The sequence below is a fragment of the Massilia sp. TSP1-1-2 genome (assembly GCF_049896185.1).
GTDB lineage: Bacteria > Pseudomonadota > Gammaproteobacteria > Burkholderiales > Burkholderiaceae_D > Telluria_A.
The window spans coordinates 1-16,153 of sequence record NZ_JAFCTU010000019.1 but is presented as its reverse complement, the minus strand read 5'-3'; the positions used below and the strand labels follow the sequence as shown (position 1 = coordinate 16,153).

The 16,153-nt window shown below is 63.7% G+C and carries 13 protein-coding genes; 8 read left to right on the top strand and 5 right to left on the bottom strand.

Translation table 11 applies throughout. The features are described from left to right. Positions 1-82: 82 nt before the first annotated feature. The gene (locus tag ACP7BV_RS16715) at positions 83-838 is read right to left on the bottom strand and encodes a class II aldolase/adducin family protein (protein ID WP_426105413.1); all 756 of its coding nucleotides are present in this window, start codon (positions 836-838) and stop codon (positions 83-85) included. An 87-nt stretch (positions 839-925) separates the two neighbouring features. Here ACP7BV_RS16715 and ACP7BV_RS16710 point away from each other — a divergent pair, with 87 nt between their 5' ends. Then, positions 926-1,612, top strand: coding sequence for a Crp/Fnr family transcriptional regulator (locus ACP7BV_RS16710; RefSeq protein WP_426105412.1), 687 nt, complete (start codon positions 926-928; stop codon positions 1,610-1,612). A 171-nt stretch (positions 1,613-1,783) separates the two neighbouring features. On the opposite strand, the gene cphA (ACP7BV_RS16705) is transcribed toward ACP7BV_RS16710, so the two are convergent. Together cphA (ACP7BV_RS16705) and cphA (ACP7BV_RS16700) are read right to left on the bottom strand one after the other, a co-directional pair. Beyond that, on the bottom strand, positions 1,784-4,354 hold the full coding sequence (gene cphA / locus ACP7BV_RS16705) for a cyanophycin synthetase (RefSeq protein WP_426105411.1): 2,571 nt from the start codon (positions 4,352-4,354) through the stop codon (positions 1,784-1,786). Between the two features lie 90 nt (positions 4,355-4,444). Next, on the bottom strand, positions 4,445-6,622 hold the full coding sequence (gene cphA, locus ACP7BV_RS16700) for a cyanophycin synthetase (protein ID WP_426105410.1): 2,178 nt from the start codon (positions 6,620-6,622) through the stop codon (positions 4,445-4,447). A gap of 191 nt (positions 6,623-6,813) precedes the next feature. On the opposite strand from cphA (ACP7BV_RS16700), the gene ACP7BV_RS16695 reads away from it, so the two are divergent. The 5 genes from ACP7BV_RS16695 to ACP7BV_RS16675 all read left to right on the top strand — a co-directional run bounded on the left by ACP7BV_RS16695 (position 6,814) and on the right by ACP7BV_RS16675 (position 11,593). After that, positions 6,814-9,096 (top strand): ABC transporter ATP-binding protein, encoded by a 2,283-nt coding sequence (locus ACP7BV_RS16695; RefSeq protein ID WP_426105409.1) that lies wholly within the window; start codon positions 6,814-6,816, stop codon positions 9,094-9,096. Between the two features lie 3 nt (positions 9,097-9,099). Then, positions 9,100-9,570 carry a DUF1854 domain-containing protein gene (locus ACP7BV_RS16690; RefSeq protein WP_426105408.1) on the top strand — a complete coding sequence of 157 codons (471 nt, stop codon included), beginning with the start codon at positions 9,100-9,102 and terminating at the stop codon, positions 9,568-9,570. An 82-nt stretch (positions 9,571-9,652) separates the two neighbouring features. Next, a complete protein-coding gene (locus ACP7BV_RS16685) occupies positions 9,653-10,261 on the top strand; it encodes an RDD family protein (RefSeq protein ID WP_426105407.1) in 609 nt (202 codons plus the stop codon). A 17-nt stretch (positions 10,262-10,278) separates the two neighbouring features. Next, positions 10,279-10,581, top strand: coding sequence for a YciI-like protein (locus tag ACP7BV_RS16680; RefSeq protein ID WP_426105405.1), 303 nt, complete (start codon positions 10,279-10,281; stop codon positions 10,579-10,581). Positions 10,582-10,597: 16 nt separating this feature from the next. After that, complete coding sequence (locus tag ACP7BV_RS16675; RefSeq protein ID WP_426105404.1) at positions 10,598-11,593, top strand: 2-hydroxyacid dehydrogenase; 996 nt, start codon at positions 10,598-10,600, stop codon at positions 11,591-11,593. Between the two features lie 27 nt (positions 11,594-11,620). Here ACP7BV_RS16675 and ACP7BV_RS16670 read toward each other — a convergent pair whose 3' ends face one another. Together ACP7BV_RS16670 and ACP7BV_RS16665 are read right to left on the bottom strand one after the other, a co-directional pair. Next, a complete protein-coding gene (locus ACP7BV_RS16670; protein ID WP_426105403.1) occupies positions 11,621-13,450 on the bottom strand; it encodes a DUF885 domain-containing protein in 1,830 nt (609 codons plus the stop codon). A gap of 24 nt (positions 13,451-13,474) precedes the next feature. Next, the gene (locus ACP7BV_RS16665) at positions 13,475-14,020 is read right to left on the bottom strand and encodes a hypothetical protein (RefSeq protein WP_426105402.1); all 546 of its coding nucleotides are present in this window, start codon (positions 14,018-14,020) and stop codon (positions 13,475-13,477) included. A 120-nt stretch (positions 14,021-14,140) separates the two neighbouring features. On the opposite strand from ACP7BV_RS16665, the gene ACP7BV_RS16660 reads away from it, so the two are divergent. Both ACP7BV_RS16660 and ACP7BV_RS16655 read left to right on the top strand, forming a co-directional pair. Next, positions 14,141-15,922: an ABC transporter ATP-binding protein gene (locus tag ACP7BV_RS16660; protein ID WP_426105401.1), complete on the top strand. Its 1,782-nt coding sequence runs from the start codon at positions 14,141-14,143 to the stop codon at positions 15,920-15,922. Next, entirely contained in the window at positions 15,919-16,092 is a 174-nt protein-coding gene (locus ACP7BV_RS16655; protein ID WP_426105400.1) for a helix-turn-helix domain-containing protein, read from the top strand. The genes ACP7BV_RS16660 and ACP7BV_RS16655 overlap by 4 nt, the downstream gene beginning before the upstream one ends. The last annotated feature ends 61 nt before the right edge of the window (positions 16,093-16,153 follow it).

Here is a 16,153-nt window from a genome sequence, read left to right as displayed (position 1 = left end):
CCCAGTGTAGTTGCTTTTTAATTAATCGGCAATGTTAACCTTTTTGCCTGCACGCGCCTGCGCCCGCCTGCAGCTGGTCCGCTCAAGCGGCATAGCCCGGATCGAGCTTGTCGAGTTTGCGCATCAGCGCCGGCCAGGCAAAGGCGCCGCCCATGCCGCCCGTCTGCACCCGCATTGCTTCGCCCACGCCTTGCACGATGCGCGGATCGACTTCGATCAGTTCGCCCCCGGCCTGCGCGGCGAGCTGGATTTGGCAGGCCGCTTCAAACGTGTACATCGAGAGAAAGGCGTCAGGGATGCTGCGGCTGGCCACCAGCAAGCCGTGATTGCGCAGCACCATGAACGTGGCCTGTCCCAGGTCGGCCTGCAGGCGCGGCTTTTCGTCGTCGCGAAAGGCCACGCCCTCATAGCCGTGATAGGCGAGCGACGCGAGCACGAAGGTGGACTGCTGCGAAATGGGCAGAACGCCGCACTTTTGCGCGCTCACCGCCACCCCGGCGCGCGTATGCGTGTGGATCACGCACTGCGCGTCAGCGCGCGCTTGGTGCACTGCGCTGTGGATCACGAAGCCGGCCGGGTTCACCGGGAACGGCGAGTCGATCACCTTGTTGCACTGCTGGTCGACCTTGACCAGCGACGAGGCGGTGATCTCATCGAACATCAAGCCGTAAGGGTTGATCAGGAAGTGGTGCTCGGGGCCGGGAACGCGGGCGCTGATGTGGGTGAACACCAGGTCGCTCCAGCCGTACATGGCCACCAGCCGGTAGCAGGCGGCCAGGTCGATGCGGGTCTGCCACTCGTCGGCGTTGACGACGTCCTTGAGGGAAGGGATATTCATGTGCGTGTCTCCTTGTGTTGTTGTCGTAGACGATAGCGCGGGACTACAATGGAAACTGTCAAAATTTTTACAATTGGTGAGATAGTCATGCACGATTGCCCAGCCTTGCTGGCCGCCTTGTCGGTCAATCCGTGGTTCGCCTCGCTGCCGGTCGAGGTGCGCGCGCACATGGTTGGTCAGGCCGAGCCGGTCCGCCTGCGGCGCGGGGAGATGCTGTTTCGCCAGGGCGATGCGGCGTCCGGTTTGTATGCCCTGGTTGCCGGCACGCTCAAGATGTCCACGCTGCGCGAAGACGGCAAGGAGGCGATTCTGGCGGTGATCGAAGCGGGCGTCTGGTTCGGCGAGATTTCGCTGATCGACGACCAGCCGCGCACCCATGACGCCACGGCCGTTGGCAAGGTGGAGGCGCTGCTGCTGCCGCGCAGTGTGTTCGACACGCTGATGCAGCGCGCCGATTTTGCGGGTGCCATCGCCGCGCTGCTGGCAGCGCGCATCCGGCTTTTATACGGCATCGTGGAAGACGCGACGCTGCGCTCGACGCGCGCCCGCGTGGCGCGCCGCTTGCTGTTGCTGGCCCGGGGCGACGCGGCGCTGTCGCCCGGTCCGCGTGCGCGCGTGCCGGTGTCGCAGGAAGGATTGGCGATGATGCTGGGGATGACGCGCCAGACTTTGTCGACGCAATTGCGCTTGCTCGCTGACGAAGGGATGATCGAGCTGGGGTATCGCTGTATCGAGGTCGTGTCCGTAGAGCGCCTGCGACACCTGATTGGCTAACGTTCGGTCAGGGGAAAAAGCGGGCGTCCAGCAAGTGATCGATGGGATACGGATTTCCCTGGGGGAACGTCGATTCCGCCAACCCGGTTTCGAGAGAAGCACGATGGACTGCGGGCAATTGCCGCCATTGCGCACTCCATGCACAATGGCGGCAATTGCAGCCCCGGCCGGTCAGTTTTCCGCGACGCGCCGGGCGATATGGGCCAGCGCTTCCTCGACCTGGTCGATCAGGATCAGGCACAGGTCGCCTTCGCCCAGGCGCGCGAGCGCCGTGTCGATGGCCAAAAATTCGCCGTTGATCTCGTCGATATGGGTGGTGCGCCGGGCGCCGCTCAAGCCGCGCCGCAGCAGGCCGACCACTTCACCGTCGGCCCGTCCGCGCTGGCACTGGTCCTGGTACAGCAGCACGTCGTCGAACGCGGCGCCCAGGATCTCGGTCTGCTGCGTGATGTCGATGTCGCGCCGGTCGCCGGCGCCGCTGATGACGACCGAGCGGCGCTTGGCCGGCATGTTCTCCACCGCGCCAACCAGGGCCAGAATCGCATCCGGATTGTGCCCGTAGTCGGCGATCACGGTTGCGCCGCGATAGTTGAACACATTGAAGCGGCCAGGCGCATTGTCGCTCTCGCCCATGAACGATTGCAGGCCGGCGCAGATGCGCTCCCACGCGGTGCCGACCGCCCACGCGGCAGCGACCGAGGCCATCACGTTCTCGACCTGGAAGCCGATCGCCCCGCCGCGGGTGACGGGAATGTCGGCCAGCGCGACGCTGTGGCGGGTCTTGCCCTGGGAGGCCACGAGCATGCCGTCTTCGACGTACACCACGCGCTGCCCCTGGGCGCGGTGGGTGGACATGACGGGGTGCTCGACGTCGAGCGCAAAGAAGGTGACGCTGCCGCGGCAGTTGTGCGCCATGGCCGCGACGATAGGGTCGGCGGCATTGAGCACCGCCGTGCCGCCTACGGCCACGTTTTGCACGATCACGCGCTTGAGCACGGCCAGGTCTTCCAGCGTGGTGATGTAGTTCAGTCCCAGGTGGTCGCCCGAGCCGATGTTGGTCACCACCGCCACCTGGCAGCGGTCAAAGGCCAGTCCTTCGCGCAGCATGCCGCCGCGCGCCGTTTCAAAGACGGCGGCGTCGACGTCCGGATGGAGCAGCACATTGCGCGCGCTGCGCGGGCCGCTGCAGTCGCCGCTGTCGATGCGCCGGCCTTCGATGTACACGCCGTCGGTATTGGTCATGCCGGTGCGCAGGCCGCCGGCGGTGAGCAGGTGGGCGATCAGGCGCACGGTGGTGGTCTTGCCGTTGGTGCCGGTGACGGCCACCACCGGGATGCGGCCGTCGTCGTCGTCCCCGAACAGCGACGCGACGATCGCCTCGCCCACCGCGCGGCCCTTGCCGAACGAGGGCGACAGGTGCATGCGCAGGCCCGGCGCGGCGTTCACTTCAACGATGCCGCCGTTCTGTTCTTCGATCGGCTTCAATACGCTGTCGCACACCAGGTCGACGCCGCAAATGTCCAGCCCCACCATGTGGGCGGCGGCAATTGCGCGTGCCGCCACTTCCGGATGCACGTCGTCGGTGACGTCGGTGGCCGCGCCCCCGGTCGACAGGTTGGCGTTATTGCGCAAAATGACGCGCTGGCCCTTGGGCGGGACCGATTCGGCCATGTAACCCTGGTTGGCCAGGCTGGCCAGCGCAATGTCGTCGAAGCGGATCTTGGTCAACGGCGTGGCGTGCCCGTTGCCGCGGCGCGGATCGAGGTTGACCAGTTCGACCAGTTCACGCACGCTGTGCACGCCGTCGCCGACCACGATCGGCGGGTCGCGCCGCGCGGCGGCAACGAGCTTGTTGCCGATCACGAGCAGGCGGAAGTCATTGCCGGGTAAATAGCGCTCGACCAGAATATCGTCGCGAAATTCGGCCGCGGCCAGGTAGCCGGCGTCGAGCTGTTCGCGGGTGGTGATGTTGACCGTCACGCCCTTGCCCTGGTTGCCGTCCTTCGGCTTGATCACGACCGGCAGGCCGATTTCCTGGGCCGCAGCCCAGGCGTCGTCCTGATCGGCCACCACGCGACCCATCGGCACCGGCACGCCGGCCGCATGCAGCAGCTTTTTGGTCAGCTCCTTGTCCTGCGCGATGGCTTCGGCAATCGCGCCCGTGCTGTCGATTTCGGCCGCCTGGATCTTGCGCTGGCGGCTGCCCCAGCCGAACATCACCAGGCTGCCCTGGGTCAGGCGCCGAAACGGGATATTGCGCGCTACGGCGGCCTGCACGATGGCGCCGGTCGAAGGACCCAGGCGCACGTCTTCGTCCAGCTCGCGCAAGGCGAGCAAGGCGGCGGGCAAGTCGAAGGCGGCGTCCAGCGCGGCGGCGGCGCACAGTTGGCTCGCCAACACCATGGCCAGGCGGCCGACTTCTTCTTCGGAGTATTCAACGACAACCTGGTACACGCCTTCTTCCAGCGTGGCGGTGGTGCGGCTGAAGGTGACGGGGCAGCCGGCCTGCGCCTGCAAGCCGAGCGCGGCCAGTTCGAGCACGTGCGCCATCGGGATCTTGTCGTCGTGGCCGGTGGGCTGGAACGGGCTCATTTCCGGGAACAGGGCGCGCAGGCGCGCCTCGAAACCGGGCATGTTGCCGACGCAGCTCTCGATCGGCGTGCAGGTGACGATCGCTTCGACCGACGTGTGGTGGCTCCAGAGATTGGGACCACGCAGGGCGCGTATGCGAGATACTTCCATAAACCGTTCATCCTAAGAGGGTAGGGCGCAACGCACGGCGATAGTGGCCGTGCGCGCTGTTATCAATGAGTCGCTGTCAGTTAGTCGTGATCAATGCGTCGGCCGTTTGGGCCGTGGATCGAATGCTCGCAGGCCCGCGCCTATCAGGTCGGCCGGCAGACCCAGGGCCCAGGTTGCGGCGACGGCGGCGAGCAGGCTTTCCGGGTCGTCGCCGGCACCGGCCTTGAGGGCGGCCACGCTCAAGAAGGTATTTTCCATGCTGCCTTCGGCCATCACGATTTTCCCGCCGCGCATGACGACGGCGCGCTTGCCGGCCGCCAGATGGTTGGCAATGACGTCCTGCGACGGATCGAGCCCGTAAAAAATCACTTCGCCGTCGCACAGCTCGGCCAACTCCGCCACCGCCGGGTTGGCCGCGTTGAGCACCGCCACGCCGTCGGGTAGGATGACGTCCACCTGCGTGCGCACCACGTTGGCCATGGCATCAAGGCCGTTGATGTGGAACTCGCCCAATCCCTCATGGCCGTCCATGTCCGTGACCACGCCGACGGCGCACTTGTCGTAGGCCAGGCCGTCGGTCAGGATCATGCGTGCATTGCTCTCGAAAACGGCAGCTTGCACGGTGCGGTTGATCAGCAGGCGCTGGCCCGCCTCCCAGGTGACGGCATTGGCGCCGGAGACCAGGCGCTGGTCGAGGAACAACCCTTCGGAGCTGACCACGCCAGTATGCTTGCCGGTCAGGTGCAGCAGGCAGCCGACCAGCCTGGCAACCAGGCTCGCGCCTTTGGAGCCGGTCACGCCGACAATCGGAATGCGGCCAGTCTCAAGGGCGCCGAACAGGTGATTGACGATGGCTGTGCCAACCGGGCGCGCCTGGCCGTCGGCCGGTTTCAGGTGGGCCAGCAGGCCCGGGCTGGCGTTCACTTCAATGATGGCGCCGCGCTGCTCGTCGAGCGGACGCGATATGTCTTCGCACACCAGGTCGACGCCGGCGATATCGAGGCCGACCACGCGCGCAGCCAGCGCGGCGGCGTGCGCCACCGATGGATGGACCTTGTCGGTGACGTCAAAGGCGACGTTGCCGTTGGGCTGGATCAGCACCTTCTGGCCGGCCAGCGGGACCGAGTACGCCGTCATGCCCTGGCGTTCAAGTTCGAGGATGATTTCGGCGCCGTTTTCAGGCGCCAGCGCATTGAGCGGCGAGTCTTCGCCGGTGCCGCGGCGCGGGTCGGTGTTGATCTGGCTGTCGACCAGGGCGATGACGTTGGCAACGCCGTCGCCGGTGACCCACAGCGACTCGCCCTTGGCGGCGGCCACGAGCTGGGTGCCGACGATCAGCAGGCGATGCTCGTCGCCGGTGATGTAGCGCTCGACCAGCACGCTTTCGCTGTCGCCCTTGCGGCTGGCCAGGTGATAGGCCGCTTCAACGTCGGCCTGGGTCATCAGGTTGAGCGAGACGCCGCGCCCGTGATTGCCGTCGTATGGTTTGACCACGACCGGCAGGCCGATGTCCTGCGCTTCTTCCCAGGCCTCGGCCGCGCTTTTGACCAGCGCGCCTTCCGGCACCGGCACGCCGCACGACTGCAGCAGCGATTTGGTCAAGTCCTTGTCGCTGGCGATGCTCTCGGCGATCGCGCTGGTGCGGTCGGTTTCGGCGGTCCAGATGCGGCGCTGCGCGGCGCCATGGCCAAGCTGCACCAGGTTGCCGTCGGTGAGACGAATGTGGGGTATCTTGCGCTCCGTGGCCGCTTCCACGATGTGCGCGGTGGAGGGCCCGAGGCAGTGTTCGTCGACGATGTCCTTGAGGGCGGCAACCGCCGCGGCCAGGTCAAAGGGCGTGTCGTCGATGGCGGCCATCAGCAGGGCGCGCCCGGTGTCCAGCGCGGCCAGGCCGACCTGTTCCTGGCGGGTGCGAAAAGCCATCTTGTAGACGCCGACCTGGCCGGTGGAACGGGTTTTGCCAAAGCCGGTGCGCATGCCGGCCAGGTTTTGCAGTTCGAGCACGACATGCTCGAGGATGTGGCCGGACCAGGTGCCTTCGCGCAGGCGCTCCAGAAAGCCGCCGCGTTCGCCCACGCCGCAGCGGTGCTCGACCAGGCCGGGAAGCCAGGCCAGCAAGCGTTCGTACAGGCCGGGCAGGGTGTTCGATGGGAACTCTTCAAGCGCACCGATATCGAGCCACGCTTCGATCACGGGGCGATAGGTCCAGATGTTCGGCCCACGCAGGTGCGTTACGCGGAGAAAATCGATTGCTCTTTTCTTTGTCATTTCATCGTTTCTTGCATAATTGCTGAGTACCAGGCCAGGCGTTGAAAACGCCTGACGATCCTGGCGAGGCCAAATTGCAGCCTATCATGTTGTATACTTGCCCTACCGAAGCTTACCGCGCCAAACCGATTTCTGCCAGTCTCGATTCTTCGAAACCTCTATCGAGAACCCGGCTTACTTTTCCCTCTACAATGACTTCTACACAACTTCCTTCTCAACCGATATTTGCCGCCCCGGCAATTTCATTACCTGGCGCGTGGCAAGGTGAGGTAGAGAAACAACTTGCCACCGGGGAAAACGTTCTGGCGGGCGTCGAGGTTGACCTGGATGCGCGCCTGCGTTTCAAAAAAGGCATGGTCGCGGTGACTGGGCGCCGTTTGCTGGTGCGCGCGCCGGAAGACAATGCGTGGCGCAGCTTTAGCTACCGGCCCGGCCTGGTGCTGCGCCATCATGACCATGCGGGCGTGGGCCACCTGGAACTGTTCGACGAGCAGGGGCGCCTGGGCGCCTGGCGTTTTACGCTGGGCCAGAACCTGCACGCGATCCGCGTGATGGACCATTTCCGCGAGCAGTTGGAAAGCCACCTGAGTGGCCAGCCGGTGCTGGGCGCCGAACACAATATCTGCCCGAGCTGCAAGGCGCCGCTGGAGCCGGACCAGGACGAGTGCCCGATCTGCACCAAGGTGCTGTACACGCCGCCGTCCACCTGGACGCTGTTTCGGCTGTGGCGCTTTGCCAAGCCGTACCGGGGCGAACTGGCGCTGGGCTTTTTCCTGATGCTGGCCAGTACCTGCGCGCACATGATCCCGCCGTACCTGACCAAGCCGCTGATGGACAACGTGCTGATCCCGTTCCAGAACAAAAAGGCGGTCGACACCAGCCTGGTGTGGCTGTACATGACGGGCCTGCTCGGCGCCGCCTTGCTTGCCTATGTGCTGGGCTGGTGGAAGACCTATGTGCTGGCCTTGATCTCCGAGCGCATGGGCGCCGACCTGCGCTCGGCTACATACGAACACTTGATGAAGCTCTCGCTCGAGTTTTTCGGCGGCAAACGCACCGGCGACCTGATGTCGCGCATCGGCAGCGGCAGCGACCGCATTTGCGTGTACCTGTCGCTGCACCTGCTCGATTTTGCCTCCGACGTCCTGATGATCATCATCACCGGCATCATCCTGGTGCGCGAAGACGCGATGCTGGCCCTGATCACCCTGGGGCCGCTGCCTTTCATCGCCTGGACCATCCACATCGTGCGCGACCGCCTGCGCACGGGCTTTGAAAAGATCGACCGCGTGTGGGGCGAAGTGACCAACGTGCTGGCCGATACTATTCCCGGCGTGCGGGTGGTCAAGGCATTTGCCCAGGAAAAGCGCGAGGCGGCCCGTTTTCGCGAGGCCAACCGGCACAACCTGGCGGCCAATGACAAGCTCAATAAAGTGTGGTCGATTTTCTCGCCGACGGTGTCGTTCCTGACCGAACTCGGTCTGTTGGTGGTGTGGGTGTTTGGCATCTGGCAGGTGTCGCGCGGGCAGATCTCGGTCGGCACACTGACCTTGTTCATTACCTACAGCGCGCGCTTTTACGGCAGGCTCGATTCGATGAGCCGGATCGTGTCGGTCACGCAGAAAACGGCATCGGCGACCAAGCGCATTTTCGACATCCTGGATCACGTATCGAGCGTGCCGGAACCGGCCAACCCGGTCAGCCTGGATAAAATCGAAGGACGCATCGACCTGCGCGAAGTCGGTTTCAGGTACGGCAACCGGGCTGTCAACCGCGGCATCACGCTCAATATCAAGGCCGGTGAATTCGTCGGCCTGGTCGGTCACAGCGGCTCGGGCAAGAGCACGCTGGTGAACCTGATCTGCCGCTTTTATGACGTGACGGAAGGCGCGATTTTGCTCGACGGCGTGGACATCCGCTCGTTCGCCATTGCCGACTACCGCCGCAATATCGGCCTGGTGCTGCAAGAGCCGTTCCTGTTCTTCGGGACGATCGCCGAGAACATCGCCTACGGCAAGCCGGACGCCTCGCGTGAAGACATCATCGCCTCGGCGCGCGCCGCGCATGCCCACGAATTCATCCTGCGCCTGCCGCACGGCTACGACTCGATGGTGGGCGAACGGGGGCAGGGTTTGTCGGGCGGCGAGCGCCAGCGCATCTCGATCGCGCGCGCGCTACTGATCGACCCGCGCATCCTGATCATGGACGAGGCCACGTCCTCGGTCGACTCGGAAACCGAGAAAGAGATCCAGAAGGCGCTCGACAACCTGGTCCAGGGCCGCACCACGATCGCCATCGCGCACCGCCTCTCGACGCTGCACCGCGCCGACCGGCTGGTGGTGCTCGACCGTGGCGTGGTGATGGAAGAGGGCAGTCACGATGAATTGATGGCGCGCGAAGGCGCCTACTTCCGCCTGTACGAAGCGCAGGCGCGCAATGTCGACACCGACATGGATGACAAGGACGGGGACTAAGCCATGGCAAGCACGCAATTTCAACTGAGCCGCAACAGCTTCGGCAAACTGGTTTTGACCACGCACGAGGGCGACGTGCACGAGGGCGTCTCGCCGGTGCGCGCGTTCCCGATCCAGTCGCCGGACAAGGGTATTTCGATGGTGCTGGGCGACGGCAAGGAAGTTGGCTGGATCGACGACATTGCCGGCCTGCCGCTGCAGGTGCGCGAGCTGGTGATGGATGAACTGGAAGGGCGCGAATTCATGCCCGAGATTTTGAGCGTCAAGGACGTGAGCAGCTTTGCCACGCCATGCACCTGGTATGTGGCAACCGACCGCGGCGACACTGAATTTACGCTCAAGGGCGAAGAAGACATTCGCCGCATCGGCGCCACGTCGCTGCTGGTGTCGGACAATCACGGGATCAATTTTCTGATTCGCGATATGTATACGATCGATAAAAAGACGCGGCTGATACTGGACCGGTTTTTGTAGGGTTCGCTGGCTTTATTTCTAGCTTTACAGCGTTGCTCAATTTATAATAAATCTTCACTTCACAATGTAGATTGAGAACCGCATGTCCCAAACCGATCCGTATTCGCCGCCCCAATCCTCCCTGGGCGGTCTGACCCCTTCCGAGCAGTACGCCAAGGATAGCGGCCAGCGCTATTCCCGTTTTTGGGACCGGGTCGGCGCGGCGCTGATCGATTTTTTGATCGCGCTGCCGTTGATGGGCCTGAACTTTTTCTTCGGCGGCGAAACGCGCTTGTTCCAGCTGTACTTGCTGGTGCCGGTACAGATATTGACCCTGACCATGCATGTGTACATGGTGGTCAAGCACGGCGGCTCGCCCGGGAAAATGCTGGTTGGCTTGCGCATTGCCAAGCTCGACGGCTCCCCCGCGACCTTGAAAGAGGCCGCGCTGCGCTACAGCGTGCTGTGGGTGTTTGGCCTGGCGTCGGCGGCCATGACGCTCAGTGCGGCGATGGGCATGTCCGAGGCGGACTACGCGGCGCTGTCGTATACTGAACGCTCGGTGGCGCTCAGTGAGCAATCGCCGTACATTTTCTGGGTCGGCGCCCTGATGCAGGTTTGGGTATGGGGCAACCTGATCACGGTGCTGGCAAATGACAAGCGGCGCGCCTTGCACGATTTTTTGGCCGGCACTGTCGTGCTGCGCAAATAATATTTTCAGGAATTTGCATGCATTATCTATTGTCTTATGATCTGGCCGCCGACTACCTGGAACGCCGCGGCGAGTGGCGCGACGAGCACCTGGCGCTGGCGTGGGCGGCGCAGGAACGGGGCGAGCTGCTGCTGGCCGGCGCGCTGTCCGATCCTGCCGATGGGGCGCTGCTGGTGTTCCAGGGCGACTCGTCCGATGCGGCGCAGCGTTTCGCCAAGGCTGATCCGTATGTCACGCATGGTTTGGTGACGGCCTACCGCGTGCGGCAATGGAACACCGTGGTCGGCGACGCGGCAAGCACGCCCGTGCGGCCCGCCTGACGCTTGAGGAAGCGCCGTGAAAATCGCCGTCTTTAGCGCCCAGCCGTACGACCGGCGTTTTCTTGACGCCGAGAGCAGCAAGCACGGCGCCATCGAGCTGGTGTATTTCACCGAGGCGCTCTCGCTCAACGCGACCGTGCTGGCGCATGGCTGCCAGGCTGTATGCGTGTTCGTCAACGATGTGCTGGACGCGCCGGTTCTCGACGCGCTGGCGCGGCTGGGCGTGCGCGCCGTGCTGCTGCGCTGCGCCGGCTTTAACAATCTCGATATCGCGGCCGCGGCCAGGCTTGGCCTGTTCGTTGCGCGCGTGCCGGCGTATTCGCCCGAGGCGGTCGCCGAGCACACTCTGGCGCTCATTCTCACCTTGAACCGCAACACCCACCGCGCCCACGCGCGCATCAGGGAAGGCAACTTCGCGCTCGATGGTCTGTTGGGCAGCAACCTGCATGGCAAGACGGTCGGCGTGGTGGGACTGGGGAAAATCGGCATGGCGGCCGTGCGCATATTCAAGGGCTTCGGGTGCCATGTGCTGGGGAGCGACCCTGCCCCGCCGCCGGAGTTTGCCGCCATGGGCGAGCTGACGCCGCTGGCAGCGTTGCTGCCGCGCTCCGACATCGTCTCGCTGCACTGCCCGTTAATGGCGTCAACGCTGCACATGATCGATGCTGCGGCATTGAGCGTCATGAAGCCGGGCGCGATGCTGGTCAATACCTCGCGCGGCGCCCTGATCGATACCTGCGCCGTGATCGACGCGCTCAAGTCGCGCCAGTTGGGCAGCCTGGCCATCGACGTGTATGAACAGGAAAGCGAACTGTTCTTCCACGATCACTCGGCCGAGATCATCGGCGACGATGTATTCCAGCGCCTGCTCACGTTTCCCAATGTACTCGTGACCGGGCACCAGGGATTTTTTACCGTGGAGGCGATGCGCGAGATCGCCCAGACCACCTTGGGCAACCTGGCCTGCTACGTGAATGGCACGCCGTGCGCCAATGCGGTGCCTGGCACCTGAGCGCACCTTGGCAGAGCGGCCAGGCACTTACTTCGCCGAAGCGATCCACGCGTCCACGCGCCGCTCGAGTATCGATAGCGGCAAGGTGCCGTCGCCCAGCACAACTTCATGGAATTTGGTCAGCGTGAATTTTTCGCCCAATGCGCTGCGGGCGCGCGCGCGCAGCTCGAGGATCTTGAGCGAGCCGCTCTTGTACGACAGCGCCTGCGCTGGCCAGACCATGTAGCGTTCGATCTGGTTTCTGGCGCGCGCCTCGCTCCAGCCAAGCTCCTTGGCCATGTAGGCGATGGCTTGCTCGCGCGTCCAGCCTTTGGCGTGGATGCCGGTGTCGACCACCAGCCGCACGGCGCGCATCAGCTCCGCGTTCAGGTGGCCGAAATACGCTTCCGGGTCGTCGAACAATCCCATTTCGTGGCCCAGCGTTTCGGCGTACAGCGCCCAGCCTTCGGTGTAGGCCGCGATGTTCAGGTTTTCGCTGTTGAACTTGCGAAAGTCGGGCAAGTCCAGTTCCTTGAGCAGCGCTGCATGCAAGTGGTGGCCGGGCTGGCCTTCATGCAAAAACAGCGTGACCATGCCGGTGCGGCTGTACGCCTTGGGGTCGTTGACCACCGCCCAGAACACGCCCGGATGCGAGCCGTCGGCCGCCGGCGGCGTGTAGTGGTCCGACGCGCTGGCGCGCGTCAGTTCCGGTTCGAGCTGCAGTTCGATCTGCGCCTTGGGCAGCAGCGAGAACATCGCCGGCAGGCGCGTCTTGACCTTGGCGTCGATCGCGCGGTAGGCGTCGAGTACCTCGGCTTCGGTCGTGAAGGACTTGAATTTGGGCTGCGCCGTGACCCACTGCGCCAGCAGGTTCGGCGCGCCCGTGTAGCCCAGCTTGGGGCCGAGCGTCACCCATTCCTGCTCGATGCGCGCCACTTCCCGCAAGCCGTTGGCGTGGATCTGGTCGGGCGTGAGCGAGAGCGTGGTGCGGTCCTTGACCAGGGCCTGGTACCAGGCGGCGCCATTGGGCAGCGCGGACAGGCCGGTGCTGGTGCGTCCGGCCGGCAGATACGCGTTTTCGAGGTAGCGCGCCAGGCGGTCGAGCGCGGGCATCAGCTTGTTGGCGACGGTGGCGCGGTAGGCGGCGGTGAGCTTTTGCTTGTCCGCGCTTGAGAACGAGGCCGGGAAGTTCCTCACGGGCGAATAGTAGATGCTCGCCTCAAGCGTGTCGCTGCGCAGCTGCTTGAACTGGGGCAGCATCGCCGCGATGATGGGCCGCGGTTGAACCACCCCGGTGCGCACGCCTTCCTTCATGTTGACGATCGCCTGGTCGATCCACGCCGGCAGCGCATTGAGCCGCGCCAGGTAGTCGTACTGCTGCTTGACGGTGGCCAGCGGCTGCGACGCCGTGCCGCTGGCGTAATTGGCCAAGAGGCCGGGGATGTGCTCAAAGTGATTGAGCGGCAGCAGGTGTTCGGGAAAGCTCGCCAGCGCCAGGCCGCTGTCAAATTCAAAGGCCAGCATGTCGTAGGTGAGCGCGTCGGCGGGCGAGAGGCGCTGGCGCGGCAGGGCTGCGAGCTGCTGTTGCAGCTTGCGGTAGGCCGCGAAGTGGGCCGCGCGGCGCTTGGGCGAGATCATCATGCCGATCTGGTCGTTGTAACGCCCGTCGCCGTTGGCGGTGGCGTACATGGGATCAAAGCTGGAGCGCTCGTGATAAAAAGCGGCGGCCAGCTGGTCGAGCTGTTTTTGGGCTGGTGCGGGGGTGCTGGCAAGCGGCTCTGGCGTGGCGGGAGCGGGGGCCGCGTGCACGGCGCCGGCCAGCAGGGCGGCGGCAATGACGGACAGGCGCAGCGAGGTGCAGATGATCGAATGGGGCATGATGAATATCCTGGTTGGAGCGCGTTACGCCGCTGCGGCGCGCTGCGCAAAATGAATGAGTACGGCTTTGAGCGGCACGCTCGCCGCTTGTTCCGGCGCTCGTGTCGCCTCGGGCGAGACGTGCGCCAGCACGGCGCGGTTGTCCGCGTCCATGTCGATCGCGTAGGGGACGATGCCGATTGCTTCGGCTTCGTCATGGTCGTCGAGCGCCACGCCGAGCAGGTCGGCCATGGCCGCCTGTTCAGCGCCCGTCATTATCTGGCCGGTACCGTCGGCCAGCTGGCGGCAGCGGGCGGCAAGATGGGCCGCCACCCAGTCCATGAAGGTGACGATCTGGTCTTCTTGCGCCATGACGTCGGCCACGTAGTCTTCCCAGCTGGCGTCTTCGTCGCCCCAGTCGCCGGACAGGCCCGCGCGTTCAATGACGGCCGCGGCCAGTGCCTTGTTCTCGGCCGTTGCGTCGAGCGGATAGTTGCTGCACGACTTGTACGAAAATTGCTCGGCGACCAGTGCGAGCAGCGTGGAGAGGAAGGACCATTCGTCAGGCGAAAATGCTTGGGTTGAAGACATGCAAACTCCGGAAAAGGGCAACTTTGCCATGTTAACACTTGCGCCGTCGCGTGTGATGGATGGGAAAGTTATTTGATAACATCAAAAAAATTTCAGACACATTATTTCTGCGGCGGCGACATGCACATTCTCTGGACCTATTTACGGCCGCATTGGCGCCTTGGTGTGCTCGCCTTGTTGCTCGCGTGCGCGAGTCAGGTGCTGGCGCTGGTTGACCCTATCATTTTCGGTAATATCATCGACAACTACGCGATCGGGCGCGGCAACAAGAGCGACGACGTGCTCGTGCATGGCGTGCTGCGTTTGCTGGGCCTGGCGGTGCTGGTGGCGGTGCTCTCGCGCCTGGCCAAGGCCGTGCAGGAATACGTGACGCGCCTGATGGTGCAAAAGCTGGGCACGCAAATGTTCAATGACGGCGTGCGCCAGGTGCCGCGGCTCAAGTTCCAGGAATTCGAGGATTTGCGCAGCGGCGAGACGCTGTCGCTGCTGCAAAAGGTGCGCGCCGATTGCGAACGGGTCATCAATGCCTTTATCAACACCTTGTTCGCGGCGCTGGTGGGCATCAGTTTTTTGATCTGGTATGCGCTGGCGCGCCACTGGTTGCTGGTGCCGGTGTTCCTGGTCGGGGTGCTGGTCATGGGCGGACTGACCGGCATGCTTAGCCGCGAAATCAAGGGGCAGCAGCGCTCGATCATGCGCGAGACCAATCGCAATGCCGGCTTTATCACGGAATCGTTTCGTAATGTGGAACTGATCAAGAGCCTGGGATTGACGTATCCGGAAATTCGCCGCCTGCAGGCGCAGACCGAGGCAATTTTTGAGCTGGAAATGCAGAAAGTGCGGCGCATCCGCATGCTGTCGTTCTTGCAGGGCACTACGCTGAGCCTGTTGAAGTTGTCGATTCTGTTTGCATTGCTGTGGCTCATTTTCCGCAATGTGCTCAGCACCGGCGAACTGATCGCGATGCAGTTTATTTCCGTTGCGATTTTTGCGCCGCTGCAAGAGCTGGGCAATATCATCATCGCTTACCGCGAGGCTGACGCGTCGCTGAACAATTTTGCGGTTCTGATGGCCAAACCGGTCGAGCGGCGCCCGGCCGAGCCGGTCGATATCGGCGCGGTGACCACGGTGCGCCTTGACAACGTGACCTTTCGCCACAAGGGAGCGCATGACGATGCCGTCCGTGGCGTGTCCTTTGGCGCCACGCTGGGCGATACGATTGCCTTTGTCGGGCCTTCCGGATCGGGCAAGTCGACGCTGGTCAAATTGCTGGTGGGCTTGTACACGCCGGATGGCGCCGGCGTGTTTTACAACGATATATCGACCGACGATTTCCGCTACAACATGGCGCGCCGGCAGATTGGCCTGGTGACGAAGCAGACCCACTTGTTCGCCGGCACGATTCGCGAAAACATTAGTTTTGTGAAGCCGGACGCGCTTGACGCCGAGATCATCGCGGCGATGCAACAGGCGGCCTGCGCCTATTTGCTCGACAAGTCGCCCGAAGGTCTGGACACGGTCATCGGCGAAATGGGCATGAAGTTGTCTGGCGGCGAGCGCCAGCGCCTGTCGATTGCGCGCGCGCTGATCCGCAAGCCGCCGCTGCTGATTTTCGACGAAGCCACGTCGGCCCTTGATTCGTTGACCGAAGAACAAGTGACGAGCACCGTGCGCAGCATTTCGGAGGGCAAGAGCCAGATCACGATCCTGATCGCGCACCGTTTGTCGACGGTGATGCACGCGAACACGATCTTCGTGCTGGAAAAAGGTCGCATCGTGGAGCAGGGCACTCATGACGACCTGGTCGAGCTGCGCGGTTTGTATTACGCCATGTGGCGCCAGCAGATCGGCGAGCGTCCCTCGATGGCAATAGCGGCAGAATCAATTATAGTAGAAGGGTGATTCAAACAATCGACAAAACAGGTAGGCAGATTGCCGAGCGCATACGGCTCGAGCGCGATGCGCGCGGCTGGTCGCTGGCGCAACTGGCCGAGCGGGCGGGCGTCTCGAAGGCCACGATCAGCAAGATTGAACGCGAGGAAGTCAGTCCCACCGTGGCGTTGTTGAATTAATCGACGCTGGGCAAAAAGAGCACCTGTTTTCCGGCTTTTCCAGATTTTTACGGACAACGGC

What these genes read in the sequence shown, in the direction of transcription:
- cphA (WP_426105410.1), bottom strand. Translation starts at nt 6,622, where the DNA reads ATGACAAAGAAAAGAGCAATCGATTTTCTCCGCGTAACGCACCTGCGT.
- cphA (WP_426105411.1), bottom strand. Translation starts at nt 4,354, where the DNA reads ATGGAAGTATCTCGCATACGCGCCCTGCGTGGTCCCAATCTCTGGAGC.
- ACP7BV_RS16710 (WP_426105412.1), top strand. Translation starts at nt 926, where the DNA reads ATGCACGATTGCCCAGCCTTGCTGGCCGCCTTGTCGGTCAATCCGTGG.
- ACP7BV_RS16695 (WP_426105409.1), top strand. Translation starts at nt 6,814, where the DNA reads ATGACTTCTACACAACTTCCTTCTCAACCGATATTTGCCGCCCCGGCA.
- ACP7BV_RS16715 (WP_426105413.1), bottom strand. Translation starts at nt 838, where the DNA reads ATGAATATCCCTTCCCTCAAGGACGTCGTCAACGCCGACGAGTGGCAG.
- ACP7BV_RS16660 (WP_426105401.1), top strand. Translation starts at nt 14,141, where the DNA reads ATGCACATTCTCTGGACCTATTTACGGCCGCATTGGCGCCTTGGTGTG.
- ACP7BV_RS16670 (WP_426105403.1), bottom strand. Translation starts at nt 13,450, where the DNA reads ATGCCCCATTCGATCATCTGCACCTCGCTGCGCCTGTCCGTCATTGCC.
- ACP7BV_RS16680 (WP_426105405.1), top strand. Translation starts at nt 10,279, where the DNA reads ATGCATTATCTATTGTCTTATGATCTGGCCGCCGACTACCTGGAACGC.
- ACP7BV_RS16690 (WP_426105408.1), top strand. Translation starts at nt 9,100, where the DNA reads ATGGCAAGCACGCAATTTCAACTGAGCCGCAACAGCTTCGGCAAACTG.
- ACP7BV_RS16685 (WP_426105407.1), top strand. Translation starts at nt 9,653, where the DNA reads ATGTCCCAAACCGATCCGTATTCGCCGCCCCAATCCTCCCTGGGCGGT.
- ACP7BV_RS16665 (WP_426105402.1), bottom strand. Translation starts at nt 14,020, where the DNA reads ATGTCTTCAACCCAAGCATTTTCGCCTGACGAATGGTCCTTCCTCTCC.